The sequence below is a fragment of the Psychromonas marina genome, assembly GCF_030161115.1.
GTDB classification, from domain to species: Bacteria; Pseudomonadota; Gammaproteobacteria; order Enterobacterales; family Psychromonadaceae; genus Psychromonas; species Psychromonas marina.
On sequence record NZ_BSPQ01000021.1, the window covers coordinates 75,444 to 92,063 of the forward strand.

General features: G+C 36.0%; 17 protein-coding genes. 7 read left to right on the forward strand and 10 right to left on the reverse strand.

All coding sequences use genetic code 11. From position 1 onward, the window contains the following. Window positions 1-68: 68 nt before the first annotated feature. From QQK09_RS17590 to QQK09_RS17600, 3 genes are all read left to right on the forward strand, one after another. Window positions 69-527 carry a hypothetical protein gene (locus QQK09_RS17590; RefSeq protein ID WP_284205486.1) on the forward strand — a complete coding sequence of 153 codons (459 nt, stop codon included), beginning with the start codon at window positions 69-71 and terminating at the stop codon, window positions 525-527. Between the two features lie 363 nt (window positions 528-890). Beyond that, window positions 891-1,619 carry a substrate-binding periplasmic protein gene (locus tag QQK09_RS17595; protein WP_284205487.1) on the forward strand — a complete coding sequence of 243 codons (729 nt, stop codon included), beginning with the start codon at window positions 891-893 and terminating at the stop codon, window positions 1,617-1,619. Window positions 1,620-1,773: 154 nt separating this feature from the next. Then, on the forward strand, window positions 1,774-1,977 hold the full coding sequence (locus QQK09_RS17600; RefSeq protein WP_284205488.1) for a hypothetical protein: 204 nt from the start codon (window positions 1,774-1,776) through the stop codon (window positions 1,975-1,977). A gap of 53 nt (window positions 1,978-2,030) precedes the next feature. On the opposite strand, the gene QQK09_RS17605 is transcribed toward QQK09_RS17600, so the two are convergent. After that, window positions 2,031-2,972 carry a LysR family transcriptional regulator gene (locus QQK09_RS17605; RefSeq protein WP_284205489.1) on the reverse strand — a complete coding sequence of 314 codons (942 nt, stop codon included), beginning with the start codon at window positions 2,970-2,972 and terminating at the stop codon, window positions 2,031-2,033. A 176-nt stretch (window positions 2,973-3,148) separates the two neighbouring features. On the opposite strand from QQK09_RS17605, the gene QQK09_RS17610 reads away from it, so the two are divergent. Next, a complete protein-coding gene (locus tag QQK09_RS17610) occupies window positions 3,149-3,868 on the forward strand; it encodes an SDR family oxidoreductase (protein WP_284205490.1) in 720 nt (239 codons plus the stop codon). Window positions 3,869-5,755: 1,887 nt separating this feature from the next. On the opposite strand, the gene QQK09_RS17615 is transcribed toward QQK09_RS17610, so the two are convergent. Beyond that, a complete protein-coding gene (locus tag QQK09_RS17615) occupies window positions 5,756-6,133 on the reverse strand; it encodes a DUF2237 family protein (protein WP_284205491.1) in 378 nt (125 codons plus the stop codon). Window positions 6,134-6,452: 319 nt separating this feature from the next. On the opposite strand from QQK09_RS17615, the gene QQK09_RS17620 reads away from it, so the two are divergent. Next, window positions 6,453-7,481, forward strand: a complete 1,029-nt coding sequence (locus QQK09_RS17620; RefSeq protein ID WP_284205492.1) for an HlyD family secretion protein — start codon at window positions 6,453-6,455, stop codon at window positions 7,479-7,481. A 14-nt stretch (window positions 7,482-7,495) separates the two neighbouring features. After that, a complete protein-coding gene (locus QQK09_RS17625) occupies window positions 7,496-9,019 on the forward strand; it encodes a hypothetical protein (protein ID WP_284205493.1) in 1,524 nt (507 codons plus the stop codon). A 47-nt stretch (window positions 9,020-9,066) separates the two neighbouring features. Here QQK09_RS17625 and QQK09_RS17630 read toward each other — a convergent pair whose 3' ends face one another. The 6 genes from QQK09_RS17630 to QQK09_RS17655 form a co-directional block, all read right to left on the reverse strand. After that, window positions 9,067-9,669: a TetR/AcrR family transcriptional regulator gene (locus QQK09_RS17630; RefSeq protein WP_284205494.1), complete on the reverse strand. Its 603-nt coding sequence runs from the start codon at window positions 9,667-9,669 to the stop codon at window positions 9,067-9,069. 200 nt (window positions 9,670-9,869) lie between these two features. Continuing rightward, window positions 9,870-10,046, reverse strand: a complete 177-nt coding sequence (locus QQK09_RS17635; RefSeq protein WP_284205495.1) for a hypothetical protein — start codon at window positions 10,044-10,046, stop codon at window positions 9,870-9,872. A 549-nt stretch (window positions 10,047-10,595) separates the two neighbouring features. Beyond that, on the reverse strand, window positions 10,596-11,072 hold the full coding sequence (locus tag QQK09_RS17640) for a hypothetical protein (protein ID WP_284205496.1): 477 nt from the start codon (window positions 11,070-11,072) through the stop codon (window positions 10,596-10,598). Window positions 11,073-11,140: 68 nt separating this feature from the next. After that, on the reverse strand, window positions 11,141-11,596 hold the full coding sequence (locus QQK09_RS17645; RefSeq protein WP_284205497.1) for a YHS domain-containing (seleno)protein: 456 nt from the start codon (window positions 11,594-11,596) through the stop codon (window positions 11,141-11,143). A 320-nt stretch (window positions 11,597-11,916) separates the two neighbouring features. Further along, complete coding sequence (locus QQK09_RS17650) at window positions 11,917-12,735, reverse strand: fumarylacetoacetate hydrolase family protein (RefSeq protein ID WP_284205498.1); 819 nt, start codon at window positions 12,733-12,735, stop codon at window positions 11,917-11,919. A 30-nt stretch (window positions 12,736-12,765) separates the two neighbouring features. After that, window positions 12,766-13,383 carry a class I SAM-dependent methyltransferase gene (locus QQK09_RS17655; RefSeq protein WP_284205499.1) on the reverse strand — a complete coding sequence of 206 codons (618 nt, stop codon included), beginning with the start codon at window positions 13,381-13,383 and terminating at the stop codon, window positions 12,766-12,768. 172 nt (window positions 13,384-13,555) lie between these two features. Between QQK09_RS17655 and QQK09_RS17660 the strand changes: the two genes are divergently transcribed. Further along, complete coding sequence (locus QQK09_RS17660; protein ID WP_284205500.1) at window positions 13,556-14,998, forward strand: sensor domain-containing diguanylate cyclase; 1,443 nt, start codon at window positions 13,556-13,558, stop codon at window positions 14,996-14,998. Between the two features lie 54 nt (window positions 14,999-15,052). On the opposite strand, the gene QQK09_RS17665 is transcribed toward QQK09_RS17660, so the two are convergent. Both QQK09_RS17665 and QQK09_RS17670 read right to left on the reverse strand, forming a co-directional pair. Then, complete coding sequence (locus QQK09_RS17665; protein WP_284205501.1) at window positions 15,053-15,964, reverse strand: AEC family transporter; 912 nt, start codon at window positions 15,962-15,964, stop codon at window positions 15,053-15,055. A gap of 132 nt (window positions 15,965-16,096) precedes the next feature. Continuing rightward, window positions 16,097-16,618: a GNAT family N-acetyltransferase gene (locus QQK09_RS17670; RefSeq protein ID WP_284205502.1), complete on the reverse strand. Its 522-nt coding sequence runs from the start codon at window positions 16,616-16,618 to the stop codon at window positions 16,097-16,099. Between the last annotated feature and the right edge of the window lie 2 nt (window positions 16,619-16,620).

The following is a 16,620-nucleotide window of genomic DNA, read 5'->3' on the forward strand; positions in this document are numbered from 1 at the left end:
ATAAACTGTTAAACTAGCTGCACGAAAGACCCAATCAATCAAATTAAAACCTCGCAATAGGAATATAAATGCTAGTAGTAGATTACCAGAGTAAAAGTTACCATCGATTTTTAGAAGATATGACTCAAATCGCAAAGCATAAAACACGTTTTTTAGTGACATTTAATGGTCCAAATCCAAATGAGTTAACGATGGCAGAGGAAGATTTCTTATCTGCGACCAAAAACAAAATCCAACACTCAACAGTGGTAAGTGATAAAGGTTCTGAAACACTTGTTTCTGAATTGTTTAGTGCTGCACGTATTAACCGTGATATGTTACTTTTTGAAAATACAGACCTGCTGTTTGACAAAAAAACAGAAGTAAAAAAATCACATGAACGTGATAGTGGTTTTGATATTAACCACTTATTTAAAAGTATTGCTAAACACAATGGCGTTGTCATTTTAGCAACACAAAACAAACAAACGCTTAGCTCAACAATGTCCACAAAAGTTGATGTCTTAGTTCGCTTTCCTAGCGCATAAATTTCATTATTTGCTATGATTTAAAGGTTAATCATTATTAAACTGATTAACCTTGTACTTATCTATCGCTGCCTAAATACAAATATCAAATTACCCGCATTCTACATTATGAGAATGAGCTTAACGTTACTGCAACTCAGGCACTTACTTAAAGATCTCATTAAGCGATTGAATATAAATAGATAAATTGATTTTCAATCATGAATGAAATATTGTAATTGGCAGGTTAATATATTAGATTTTATCCTATAACTCGCTAATGTAGTACGTGACATCTATTTTGCTATGTATGTACAAGGATTACCGTTAGTATCTTTTTAATTCACTCTTGCATTAAGAATATTGTGATAAGGGAGTAGATCAATGCCTGTATTATTATTTCTTTTGTTGTTATTTATATCTACCTTTTCAGTGAACGCTGAACAAATCAAAGTTGTTACAGAATCCGCATTTCCATTAAGTTATCAAAAAGATGGAAAAATCACAGGGGCTGCTACTGATGTTGTCAAAGCAACGCTGGACAGTGTAGGTTTGGATTACCAAATTGAGATATATCCCTGGGCTAGAGCCTATAAAAAAGCGTTGATGGATGAGAATACGTTGATTTATTCTATGGCTAGAACGTCTTCTCGAGAGAATCAGTTCAAGTGGGTTGGACAAATCGTTCCGATTAAATACCACTTTATGAAGTTGAAGAGTAGATCGGATATCGAAGTCACCTCCTTAGATCAAGCTAAAAAATATAAAATAGGCGTCGTAATCGAAGACGTTAGACATCAATACCTAAGAGGGGAAAATTTTACTGAGCTACAGGTGGTCAGCAGTAATGAACAAAATTTAGCAAAATTATTTAAAAAAAGAATCGACATGTTTCCAATTAGTCAATTGGGCCTTGCTACGCTCTGTAATAACGCCAACTTCGATTGTTCAAACTTAGATAAAGTCTATGAATTAAGTGATTTATCTAATGGATTGTATATGGCATACAGTAAATCCACATCAGATGAGATTGTTAACAAAACAAAAAATTCACTTATACAGTTAAAAGAGCAGGGTATTTACAATCATTTTATGGATGAGTTTTTAAAATAAACTGACACGGCACAAATATTTAAGCCATAAATATAGAAACATTGCAAATCACGTAAAGATTTAATCAACTTGATTAAGTACCTTATTATGACTTCGTAAATAAGTTTCGTTTATACAAGCGGAATGACACATCAATCGAAGAAAGGTCACCATCATGAAAAACTTAATTAAAACGACTATTATTGCATCTCTTTTCACTATTGCCGGCGTACAAGCACAAAGCTTCTGTGAAGGTTCAAGTGCATGTCTAGGCCAAAACGAAGTACCGCATGTTGCGGCAAAACATGTAACAGTTAAAACCAACTCTCATCAACAAATCTGCTCTGGCGCAGCAGCATGTAAATATATCGTTTTATAATGTAGATATTAAGACATAAGCTATTATCTTGCTAAAGCGCTAATAGCTTTTTTTTATTTGTTAGTTTTTACATTATTGAATTTATTACATATAAATTCGATTAATAATTTTAACCGAATAGGTTGATACCGATTACGGTGATAAAGTAAATACAGTGGTACATCAGGTGAATGCCATTGCTCTTCTATCTCATTCGTAATAATAGCGGGTACTAATGTTCTATTATTAATCTCATCCTCACAATACAATACCGGTAAACGTACGATCCCATTACTATTTTTTGCAGCATTGATTAATGCACGACCACTTTTGCAACTAAAATTTCCTTGCACGTTTACTTCTAAATCCTCTTGCTGCATATCAGTTTTTAATTTTATGTTTTGCTGAAAACGCCATCGCTTTATGCTACCCGTTAAACAATTATGCGACACCAATTGCTTAGGATGATGAATAGTAGGGTGTCTAGCCAAATAGTCAGGGCTAGCTAATACCTGTACCTTAATATCGGTTAATTTTCTTGCTACTAAACCAGAATCTTGTAGCTCTCCCATGCGCACAACAAGGTCAAAAGACTCTGCAATAAGGTCAACACGCTGGCTACTTAAATCTAACTCTAAAGTGATATCAGGATGTAGTAAGTTAAACTCCGCAAGCAAGTCAGCCACTATATCTTCACCAATGATGCCGCCAACACAGTTAATATTAATATTACCGTGTAAAGATTCGGTATCATCTTTTGCCGTTATCACCGCTTGTTCGATCGCTTGTAGAGAAGCGAGGCATTGCTGAAAAAACAGTTCACCCGTTGGTGTTAATCGTTGAGCACGTGTCGTCCGAATAATGAGTTGAACGCCGAGTTGCTTTTCTAATTGGGTAAGTTGACGAGATACATGTGCGCGTGATGACTGTAATATAGCGGCTGCTTTGGTAAAGCTACCTTGCTCAGCGATAGTGACAAAGGTACGTATATCAACAAGGGAAGTATTGCTCTGCATGAATAGAGTTCACCTAGAATAATTAACATTCACCACATTGTAGCTCAAAATGTAACAGTCATGTACTTTCGTATATATATATCACCAATACTAGTTTCTATATAATCTCGATCATCAACTCAGAGCTGACTATTCTCATCTTTGAGTATTAATCGTCTTAACAGAGAAAATATATTATGAAAAAATTAGTCGTTATTACTGGTTCAAGTTCTGGTATTGGTGAAGCTACAGCAAAACGTTTAAGTGCAGCAGGGCATCCATTATTATTAGTTGCTCGTCGAGTAGAAAAATTGCAGGCATTAAATTTACCAAACTGCTTGTGTGAAAAAGTAGACTTAACGGTACATGCAGAACTTCATGCAGCACTAAGTAAAGCAGAAGCATTATATGGTCCTACTGATCTGCTCATTAACAATGCAGGTATGATGCTATTAGGGCAAGTTGAAACACAGGATATTTCAGAGTTTAAAACCATGTTTGATATTAATGTCATTGCATTGTTAAACGGTATGCAGGCAGTACTCGCACCAATGAAAGAAAGAAACACAGGAACAATCATTAATATAAGCTCAATTGCTGGTCGTAAAACATTCGGTGGTCATGCTGCTTATTGTGGGACTAAGTTTGCTGTACATGCTATTACAGAAAATGTCCGCGAAGAGGTGGCTTGTTCAGATGTGCGCGTAATTACAATTGCACCAGGTGCTGTAGAAACTGAATTGCTATCTCATACAACGTCAGATGAAATTAAAGCGGGTTACGAGGAGTGGAAAGAGTCGATGGGTAACGTACTAGCACCTGATGATGTAGCACGCTCAATCGAATTTGCTTATTCACAACCACAAGATGTTTGTATTCGTGAAATTGTTATAGCAAGTACACGTCAACAGCCATAATTACGTATACCAATCATTAAGCACAGATCTGACTTACAGTGAATACTGTGCTTAATAGACTTTACAACTATTACAAAAACCAAATTAACCATTTAAATCAAACTCTTATACGATTAAGTTGATTGGTAGATTAATGTAGATAGGGCACTTGTATTAAATTTAACTTTGAAAATACAAATCTAGGTTAATTTATCCCCATGCAACCTAGCTGTATAAAACACAGTTAAGTTATTTCACCTAATTATCACTTATATGAATAGTTCGATGCCTAAAATGATGTTAAAAACATGGTAATAATCAATGAATCGGAGTAAATATTTTAAAGCTTATTAACTTCATTGTTGAGTGAATACCAATAAATGCGAACAACAGTCATATAAGATAAATAAGTATTTCTTAAATATGAAATGAACATTAAGAAACTGTAATTTTCAATCCACTATATGATGCCACTTAATGGGTTAATAATTGATGTAAAGTCACAGACACGATTTTAGAAAACAGCGCTAGAAAGAACTAAGTTATCAAATATAAAAAATGAGTACGGTCAAACATAATACATTCGTAGTATTAAAACCTGATAACGTGTTCAAGCTAATTGTTGAAGTAAAAATATTAGCACCATCATTTAAAGTTGAAGCTATATAAATTATTAAAGTTAAGGGTTGAAAATTAAAGCAATGAGAAGGCAAATTTTAATATATGTATAGAGTAAGTAATTAAGATCAGGTTAGCTAAATGCTAGCGTAACAATTTGATTTCAACGTTAACAGTAGATGAAGTATTCATAGATAATCATTAATATTATTAAATCGACAATATGAATCTGTTTAAACTTAGTAAAAGCTAAAGTGGATATTTAGTAGTTAATCTGTATTTAATCTGGTTAATGCCCCAGAATACAAACACACTAACAACTGCGCATAATGTATATTATGTTAAATAGAGTTTATTATATTGTATATTGATACCATCTTGAGGCTATCAATAACCCCAATTTAATATCCTATTGAACATAATTGTATTTAACATAAAATGTATAACATACTGTTATCCTATATGCGCGGTTTACTAAAATACAGATTTATCATATTCATATTAAATGCGTTTTTTAATCTAATTCTGGTTATTGTCGTGTTACTTAATATCTCTTTAAGCTATAAATTCGTGATTAGCCATATTTTACAACTAATTACAGTCATTCATTTTCTACTTAATCTGGCTGAAATCCACATCAGATAAGGCTTTGTAATACTTTATGCCATATATTTAAGCGCTCTGTGCTGCAATCTATTAATAAACTCGGGTCTTTCTCCTAATCGCTGCAAGCTAGAAACGATAAACTGATGGAATAACTTTCTCTAATATAATTTCCTTAAGTTATTAATTAAAAATTTCATCTACCTTGTTTAATTATTCGTGCTTGTTGTGTCATATCCTAATAACTGTCTGTAAAGGAAAATTAATGTTTTTAATCATTGCCAATGATCGTTTACTTTTATAAATAAAATGAAGCCCCCTTTTTTATATGTAAATTTTACTCGAATAAAGTTTGGAGTTTTCTAAATATAAATTTATTGGTAACAACTACTGTATGACAAAGTAACAATCCCTTTAGATCAACTTAAATCATTCTCTACTGGTTTTTAGGATTTGTTAATTTCGAAGTCTACAAGCTAGTTTGTATGATTATTTTTGCCAACAGGCAGTACGGAGTTTTAAGAATTGACTCATGTTAACTGACCTAACACAATTATGCTTTTCTCAGTTGAAGATCAGAAAATATAGCAGAATATCTAACGTGTAATATTAAAAATGGTGTTGATGAAAAAGACTATTTAATAAAATCAAATAGTCACTTAATGGTATTAATTGGTAGCCTACCTGCTAATTAAGGTCTACAGCATATTTCTTTAGCAGTTCCATCGGCACGATATCTAATGCTTTGATATGTGTTCTTGTCAGATGAATACGTGGTGCCATGTTATCCTTTTCAGCTTCTAACCACCTTGACGCACACAAACACCAACTATTACCAGGTTTTAAACCTTTGAATTGATATTCAGGGACTGGTGTTGATAAATCATTACCTTTCGACGTTGAATACTCTAAAAATTCTTTAGTTACTTTAATACATACGGTGTGTGAACCGACATCAAGTTTACTTGTATTACACTTACCGTCTCGGTAAGCCCCTGTTATTGGGTCATTACAACAGAGCTCTAATGTTTCACCGAATACATTTAACGATTTATCCATTTCCATGCGTTATTCCTTTAATATCGTTCATTCATTATTAATGATAGCGTTTGGCTAGTGACCAAGAATAAGCTTTTTTTAATAAATGTTCTCTATTTTTTGCGGCTTCTTTGACCTTTTTAAAAATTTAATTATCTCGTTGTTACTTACTTTTACCTAAATAATTTAATCATAGCCTCTTATTTTTTAAAGAAAATAACAGTTAACTTCTAAAAACAGATCAATAAACCGCTATTCCAGTTAATAGTTTCACTGAAAGTTAACTTTACACCAACTGTACCGTACGGTACAGTTTGCAATATGCAGTACACTTAGGAACCCTTTAATGAAAAAACCATTTATCGCAGTAACACTAATTTTGACCGCTTTATTAGTCGTCACCTTTTCTATCTATCAACCGAATACGATTACGACCGATAATGCTTATGTGCAATCGGACGTTACCTCAATATCACCAGAAGTAAGTGGACAGGTAAATAAGGTATATGTAAAAGATAACCAATGGATAAATAAGGGAGCCCCGCTTTTTTCAATTGATGATAAGGACTTTGTTGCCAATAAAAAGATCGCTATCTCTTTACTTGATGTTGCTAATGCAGCATTAAGCGCAAACCAAACGCAGATTGAGATGCAAGAGATCAAAATTGCACAGGCAGGTCAAACGATTCACAGTTCTGAAGCTAATGCGGTTTACCAACGTGCTGAATTACAGCGTTACACTAGCCTGCTTAACAAGCAATCTGTCAGTACCAATCAGTTTGAAGCACAAAGAAGTACATCCATTGACTCTGAGAGCCTGTTGGCAAGCGCAAAGTTGGGGTTAACAGCCGAACAAAAACAATATCAAGCGTTACTAGCGCAACGACTACAATTATCTGCGCAGTTAGAGCAAGCTCAGGCCAACTTACGCTTAGTTAACATTGCACTGGAACGCACGATTATTAAGGCCCCTCTTGATGGGTTTATAACTAATAGACAAGTGCAAGTGGGTAAGTACGTGACTCCAGGTATGGGGCTAATCACAATGGTACCTAACTACATTTGGGTTGAAGCCAATTTCAAAGAAACTCAGCTTGAAACATTGAAAAAAGGTCAAACTGTTGAAGTGGTACTGGACATGTTCTCAGATAGAAAGCTCACTGGTCACGTAACATCCATCACCCCTGCTACAGGATCACAATTTAGCCTGTTGCCCGCACAAAATGCGACGGGTAACTTTGTAAAAGTTGTTCAACGTGTACCCGTCCGTATTCAATTAGATATTCCAGATGACTTAAAACAGCGTATTTATCCAGGGCTTTCAGCAACCGTTGCGATTTCAACGTTAACTTCTGAAACAACAGTGATTAATTAGAAGGATTAACCGCTATGCAGAAACGAATTCCTCTATTGATTTTAGCGCTGTTTACGATGACAGCCTATGGATTAAGTTCAGTTATTTTTACCGACGTGACTCATGAAATGGCAATTTCAATCGGTTTCTCACTTGATGAAATGACGCAAGTTAAAGTGGCTTTTACTATCTTTCAGGTATTAGGTTTACTGTTCTCCCCGCTTATCATTCGTTTTTGGTGTAGCTCCCGAGTTCTTATTGTATCCCTTGCAGCTGGATTAATTGCCAGTTTGTCACTGTATTTTTTACCAACTAATGCGCTAATCTTTGTTTATGCTTGGTTGGTTATTGGCTTTGTACTGAGTATATTATTGGCACTAACTAATCTTCTGGTACTAGACACGTTTGAAGCTAAATTAGTGCCCGTTGTCATTGCTGGCATGCTTATCTTTTCAACATTATTACCTCTCGGGGCTTATGCTTGGATTGTTGCGGAAATATTAGAAGTATTCGATTGGTCATCATTAAGTGCAGCGTTTGCTTGGTTATTCTTTTCTGGGTTTATCATTGTCAGTTTATATCCAACAGTCCCTTTACGTATGCAACATCAACCGAAATCAGGTTTGCTTGTTTACCTAGTGATTGCTAGCACAATGAGTTTGTTTGTATTTTTATTAATGCGCGGCGATTACTATAATTGGTTCGACTCTGTATTTTTCTCTAAACTAACAACCGGTGCAGCGATAATATCATTATTGTCAGTGTATCTATTAGTAAGACAAGACAAAACCTTTACTAGTGCTTCAACAAAGCTGCATAAAAAATTTAAAACCAATGTTTTCATGTACAACGCATTTATCGCAGGATTTGCCGTTGCAGCAAGTAGTATATTATTCTCGAGTTTTTTAGTGCAAGCACTTAATTACAATAGTTTAAACGCAGGATATTCCTATCTACCTTCTTTTTATGCCATGTTTGCGGCCATGATCGTCAGTGTATTGATATTCTGTTTCCGTCGTCCACTCAGTGATGCCGCAGTTCCGATTGGTGTGGTCATGATTTTGTTGTCTATCTACGCATTCAGTCAATTACCGAGTAACGTTGATCCAGATTCACTAATGGTGCCGATGTTATTGCGTGGGTTTGGTATTGGTTTGCTCAATGTTTCGGTGACTATTTCTGTATTTACTTATTTTAACGCAGGGCAACGAATTGAAGGTGTTTGTAATTTCTATCTGTTTAGAACCGTGGGTAGCTTAATCGGTAGTGCTTTCTTTTCGCGAGTGATTCAGACGCACAGCGCGCAGGCATCAGCGGAGTTAAGTAGAAGTGTCGATGGTACAAGTGGTGGTTATGCCTTTTATCAACATGCACTGAGCAATATGATCTTAACTAATGGTCACTTATCCTCTTTATCTATCGAAATGAGTCAAATAAGCAATTTGGTGAGTCATCAAGTCACGACATTGGCCCTTAATAACGCATTGATCGTCTTCATTTTATCGATATTTACATTAGCACCGATATTAATCATCGGTAAAAAAATTGCATCTAAATAATCTCCCTCTTTAAGTCGTCACCATCGTGGCGACTCATCGATAACTTCTTATTTCTGATAACCCTTCAAAAAAGTAGCCACTGCTTTTTTAACATGTTTTGCCAATTGTTCATCATCAGGTAAAGCTAACCCCAATAAGGCCATGCTGTAATAGTCTAGTTTGATCAGGGATAATAGTTGTGCGCAGGCAAGTTCAGCATCTTCAATGTGCAATGAATGAGTAACGCGTTCACTTTTTAGAAAAGCGATCATGCTTTGATGAATGCGTAATGGGCCAGTTTCCCAAAACGACTGAGGAATAGTGCTGTGTTTATTAAAGTCAGCACAAATTATCCGAAATAGGCCTACTAACGGATTTGCACACATCTTTTTCAGATAATTTAATGCAAAGGTTTCTAAGGTTAACTGTAAAGATTCATTTTGAATTTCAGCCAACTGAAAGACAGGATCAAAGCTGTTTTTAATATTGTATTCCAATACTTCTATGAACAACCCTTCTTTATTAGAAAAGTATCGATATAGGGTTTGTTTCGAACCACCACAAATTGCAACGATCTGATCTAGGGAAGTATCTTTGTAACCCTGATCAATAAATAGTTCAGTAGCGACCTCGATAATCCGCGTTCTTTTTTCCTGAGTTGAAGCTCTCATTTGTGTGACCTATCAGTAACAAAGTGTACTGTATAGTATCATTTTAAATTATTGGAATAAATTGGTTTTAACCACAATGATGGCAGTATATTAACTGTATTTTGTATAACAATGAGACTGCGTTTTGGGACAAAGTAAAGCTAAGGTTCTGACCTACTAAGTTGTTACTACCTCACCCCAAACAACGCATATTTTAATGATTAGTTATACCCACGTACATATTGGTTGGTAACCACATCTTTAAATGGTGTTTCGTATAATGGATTAATCTTATGGCTTTGACGATCAGTCGTTGTTTTGCTTGTTACCGCTTGTGTTGGACAATGTTTCGGATTGCTGTTTAGTGTGTTTGATTTTGTCTCAGTATGTAAAGTCATTTGGATTTCCTCTTAGCTTTAAATAGTTAATGTTTAATCTGAGTAACAGTTAGCGCCTAACTGTCTGATATTTATAATATTGCATATTCAATGCCAACTTAATCAACAAACTCAAAAACATATTTATTACCTTATAAAATAGGCTATTACCGCAACATGACTCTCTGTTTAATGGCGATTAAAAAAATTCTTCACTTATAATTTTCTCTTTTTTTACTGAAATGGTGCAACAAGTCGCGTCCTATTGGTGCGTAGGGCTTTCTATTTTTGGTAAGCAGTGGTGACCTTTTTTACTGCAGCCCATGCTCTCACTGGGCGAAGCTTAGGTTTTATAAAAAATGGAGGTATTTATTTAAGCGGTGTATTGTGCATTTAACATTTGCAAGTTGAGAGGCAAAATGCACATTTAAGATTTAGTTTGATTTTTTGCTGCCATGTTATTTTGAACATGACTTATAAATCCTATGTTACATGTGCCCTACTTTTAGCCTTGTTGGTAATACTATAGCGGCCTTACTTTTGTTCGTTTTATATCACTGCTTAAATAATTTATGAAATGCGCAGTGCTTGTAACGTTGCATAGCTATCAGTGCGATTAATGTCAGGGGTAATGATTAACTCAATGAGGTTAACCTTATCAAGGTTGATGATATGATTTTCAACTTGCTTGGTAGACCCCATTGGGCTGAAGTTCCATTGTTGCCTAACAATTTCATGAATTATCCCACTTTCATCTGTACAACTGAGACGATACTCCTGAGTTCTTTCCAACTTTAACTCTTCAAATTTAAGCATTATTGATTGTAATGCTTGGCTCTGTTTAAAGCGTAATCGTACTGTTTGTTCACCTGCTCTGCCAGCTCGCCACCCTTGGTTATCACCGATTAATAACGCAGACTCAATCGGATATTCTTTAGCTTCTGATGTGATTTCAACATCTACCAAAGTCTCTATATTTAACCAATCTTCGTTACTGTCGTCATCATTTTTTTGCTTTACAGCGTTACCCATTATTGTTTTTTTCATCTGTTCTCCCTGTTGAAAATCAATAATATATCCACGATAGTACGGTAATTAAGGATCATCGTTCATCTTTAGTGGAGCTGTTGTAACCACGCTTTTTTTGCCTGTCTATTATAGGATTTCCAATCTCCTTTTAACCAACGTTGTCTGCCTGCTTCTGAATAAAAAAGAAATAACTGATCATCGAAGAATGCCCAAACACTACCATCGGTCTTGATTAAACCTTCCCCTAGGCTCAACGCATTTGCGCAAAAACCATTGTAGTTAGGTTGATAACGAGCGGGATCTGCTGCAAATTTTTCAGCAGATTGCTGTGAAACAAAGTACCAATTAGCTCCTTTCCACTCTACGCTGTAACGACTGTTTCCCATCATCGCTTGATTATCTTTCTTACCTTTTAATTGATGATAAGCAATAGTATCTACACCACTGATAGCGACTGAACCAAAATAACTTTTGCTAACAGGTTCATCTGCAAAAGCAACACTACTAATGAGTAACATCAGTGTCATCAATATTTTTTTCATAAATCCCCCACACAACATAATCTTATAATAGTTAAATTGTTCAACACGTTAATCTTATCTTCTAGTGTAGTCGTAAAACCTGTCCTGCTTGAAAAACAGTTTTTAAAGTTAGTCATTGATGATACGACCTCTTCTCTTGTACGTGATAATCAAAAGTGAATCGATTAAGGAGTCCACCAGCAGTTATGAGTTATTTAGGCAGAATATGTACAGTGATAGCGATGACAACATAGTAAACCAAAACATGAGAAATAACGGTCGTCATTGCTACTATAATGATGGGCCGAATATCAGCCCTTGTTTAATCTCTTATCTACTTTCTACTTTTTTACAATATTCTCTACACTGCCCACATTATCAATGCTCACAGAAACATGATCGCCATTTTTCAGGGCTTTTGTACGTCCAGGTGTGCCCATAAAAATAAGATCTCCCGGCATTAAGGTGAAATATTGACTTAAATAGCTGATTACCTTGGCTGGTTTGTGGATCATAAATTTAGTATTTTCTTGCTGTACAACTTTCCCGTTAAGTCTGGTAGTGAGCAGTACATTATTATAATCAATCCCAGAAGTAATGAATGAACCCACCGGACCAAAATCATCACTTGCTTTCGATCGCATCCACTGTAGATCACTGCTTTGCCAATTTCGTTCTGTTAAGTCATTGCCCACCGTAACACCAAAAATGTATGAGTCGGCTTCAGACTCAGTAATATTTTTGCCTTGCTTGCCTATTATTAATACTAGCTCGCCCTCAAAATGGACATTATTTGCGTCAGTAGGCAGTTGAATTATTTCACCAGAAGCAATGAGTGAACTTGGTAGCTTAAGGAATAATGGAGGCGGCGCATCAGAGGGAGATGATATGTGGCTAGCAAAATTCATCCCCACTGCAAATACTTTTTGCGGTTCCGTTGGCAGCAATAGCTTTATATCTTTTAGTGCAATAACACTCCCTTTTGGAACTAACTGTCCAAACAACTCTCCAGAAAGAGGTTGAACGCCTTGCCCAACTATCTCGCCATAACTTATTCGTTGCTCATATTCAAAACGCACAAGCTGTCTAACATTTTCATTATCACGGCTATGTACCACTGATGATATTAATATGCTCAAACTTAAGATGATCCATTTCATTAATTGACTCCCCACTTTCAGAAATTTTATTTAAAGTTTTTGTACAACCATCAAAAACAATGGATAAGCCACTTTATTACCTGCAAAGTTTTCTTTCCATATATCGTAATAGTGTTCAACTTTCTCTACTTTAAAACCACTACGTTCAACAAGTATCGTTAGTTCACTAATATTAAAACCATCATGACCAGAGAAAGCGACATTATGCTTATGAAATGAACCATCCTCTTCATAGAGGTCGGCAATCATTAATTTACCTTTTGGTGCTAATCGCTCGTATGCTTCTACAAAAAACGATTCGATATTAACGATATGATGCAATACCAACATCATGACAATTGCTGAATGTTGCTCGGAAAATACACAAAGTGAATTGGCACAATGTGTTTCAACGTTGTTTATTCGACCATTATCAATTTTATGACGAGCTACACTTAACATTTCATTTGAAGCATCCACAAGGTGTATATTGGCAAAGGTATCAATCAATTGCAGGCCTAGCAGCCCCGTACCACTTCCAAAGTCAATACAACTATTTGTACAATGAAAGCTTATCGTTTTAATTTTATCTGCCGTTACCTTTGCTCGTTCAACTTTAAGCGCACTTTTATCCCATTCTTTCGCTACACTATCAAAGTAACTGGTCATTAAATTTCCCCTTAAATGCTTCCGACGTTCCACAACTAAAAAATAATCATTAATTATAAACTACATATCAAAATATACGATTTCAGTTGGTTACAACTCTAATAATGATCTTTATACTCATAAGTTAGTATTTTATAACCTATACACAGTTGCTTAATAAAAAGGATTTTTAATGCGCAATAGAAAATTACGCTTCGTTGCATTATTGGCGATTTTATTAACCTCTGGTTTTCTTTTTACTAGCTTTGTGAGTTATTTTACTGCCCATGAGTCAATCAGTTCTCAGGTTGCGCAAACGACATTGCCATTAACTAGCGACAATATTTATTCAGAGATCCAAAGAGATCTTTTACGACCTATTTTTATCTCATCGATGATGGCAAAAGATACCTTTGTACGTGATTGGGTAATAAATGGTGAAAATGAACCGCAAGCAATTGTTAAATACTTAAAAGAGATTCAAATACATTATGGTACGGTGACCAGTTTTTTTGTTTCTGAAAAAACACGCCAGTATTACCATCCTACGGGTATTCTTAAACCCATTAATCAGATAGATAAAATCGATGCATGGTATTTTCGCGTTCAGAAAATGCAGCAAGACTACGAAATTAATGTCGACACAGATACTGCTGACCGGACATCATTAACGGTTTTCATTAATCACCGCGTTTATGATTATGCAGGAAACTATATCGGGGCGATTGGTGTCGGACTTGCCGTTGATGCCGTGCAGCGTTTAATAGAAAATTACAAACATCGCTATGGCAGAGAGGTTTATTTTATTGATAAAAACGGCACGCTAATGTTGCGCGGCTTATCTGGGCATGAAAATGACAATATACATAACATAAATGGTCTCTCTAGCTTTGCAACCAAAATACTGACCTCACCAAGTAGCTCTATTAGTTATGATAACGAAGGCAAAAAGCATTATCTTAATAGTCGTTTTGTGCCCGAATTTAATTGGTACCTCATTGTTTCACAGCAAGAGGATGAAGCAGAACAACGTATCCATAATGCATTATTACTTAATTTAGGTGTCAGCTTCATCATTTCAATTATTATTATTATTTTTGTTCACCTCATAATTGCTAGCTACCAGAAAAAATTAGAGACCATGGCCACCACTGATAAATTAACCGGTTGCGCCAACCGTCAAGTGTTTGATGTACTTTTCAAGCAAGCACAAAGTCAATCAAAACGCAGTAAAACACCGTTGTCAGCAATGATGTTTGATATCGATTATTTCAAACAAGTCAATGATACCTACGGGCATCCAACGGGAGACGTGGTCTTAAAAACATTGATACAAACGATTAAAGCCTCTATTCGAGAGTCAGATCTTATCTTTCGTTGGGGAGGTGAAGAATTTTTAATCATCTTACCTGAGAGTGATTTACAGACAGCCAGTGACATAGCAGAGATGATTAGAACAAAAGTTGAAAGTTTGGTGATCACTTTCGCCGGAAAAACCGTGTCAGTAACGGTTAGTGTTGGCGTTAGTCGTTTATCTGAATTAGATACGCGAGATACGTTGATCGCGCATATAGATGAAGCACTTTACCGTGCTAAAGATAATGGCAGAAATAGTGTTGCGACATACAAGGGTTAACTTAATGGTGTTGATGACCATGCGCTTATATCCACCAGCAATTTTGAGATTAATTTATAATAATAGTGCTCCCAATACCGGCATAATTAAAAATGCAGCGAGTGTTTGCATAGTAATAATTGAAGCCATCGTGTCGGTATCTCCCCCTAATTGACGTGCAAGAATATAAGCAGAGGGAGCAGTGGGTGTCATAAACGCAATAATCAACACAGCAGCTGCGATGCCAGTTAGGCCGGTATAAGCAATCAAAGAAATTGTGATTATCGGTTTGATGATAAACTGTGTCATTGAGGCGATCATAATTGCACTAACATGACCTCGTATACTCTCCAACTTGAGCGCAGCCCCCACCGCGAGCAATCCCAAAGGTAACGCAGCTCGCGCCACTACTGCTAAGGTATTTTCAGCAAGCAATGGTAAACCAATACCACTAATACTTAAAAACCAACCAATGGCACAACCGATTATTAATGGATTAGCAATAATTGCTTTTATAAATTGCCCTGCTCCTTGAAATGCCGTTTTTCCCCATATTGCAAAGACCGTAATACAACACAGGTTAATAAGTACAATCATAAAGCCTGCCACAACAGATCCCATTGCTAAGCCAACTGCACCATATAAACTTTGCGAGATAGCAAGCATGATATAGGTATTAAAGCGTAGTCCTCCCTGAAAAATGGAGGTAAAGGTCGCATCACTCTTGGTCAGTTTTTTTCGGAAAATGATTAGCACGAATGTACACGCTAGTAATGTGAAAAACACAACAAACAGCATTGATAACCACGGCACACCGCTTAGAGACTGTTGAGCAAGCGTTTTGATCAGCAGTGCAGGAAAAAGAATATAATAGGTCAGCTTTTCTATTCCTGCCCATGTATTCTCGGGTAAAAATCGACTGCGCTTGAGTATAAATCCAAGCACAATCAACATCATGATCGGGATCAGTGCGCTAATAAAAGTCATTATGATGTTGCCTATCGATTCGAGAGATGAATAAAATAAAAAATTAACCGCTATCTTTCATGTTTGACGATCAATTTGGCGATCATTACGTTTTATTGGCTTGCCTTAACAATGACTCACAACATGGTATTGTTAACCATCTACAGGATTAAGTGGTGTTGGCAGTATTAGTTGATAAAAGCCAAGGTCGAGCCAATGTCCAAATTTAAATGCAGCGTGTTTAATCGTCCCAGAGTGACTAAAGCCTAAGCGCTCATGTAAAATGATACTACCTTGATTCTGTATATCAATGGCACCGATCATGGTGTGATATTGCTGCTCTGTCGCGGCAATAATTAATTTTTCTAACAAAATCCGCCCAAGTCCCCTGCCTCTATAAAGCTGATTGATATAAACAGAGTGTTCAACCGTATATTTGTAAGCGGGATGCGGACGAAATGCACCATAACTCGCAAACCCTAATAAGTGACCATCTTCATCTACGGCCCCAATCACCGGGAAATTATTTTTCTGTTTCACTTTAAACCACTCAACCATACTTTCAATTTTTCGAGGTTGATAATCATAAAGTGCGGTTGAATTCATTATCGCATCATTGAAAATATCTAAAATAGCGCTTGCATGCTGCTCATGGGTACATTGAATAAATTGCATTA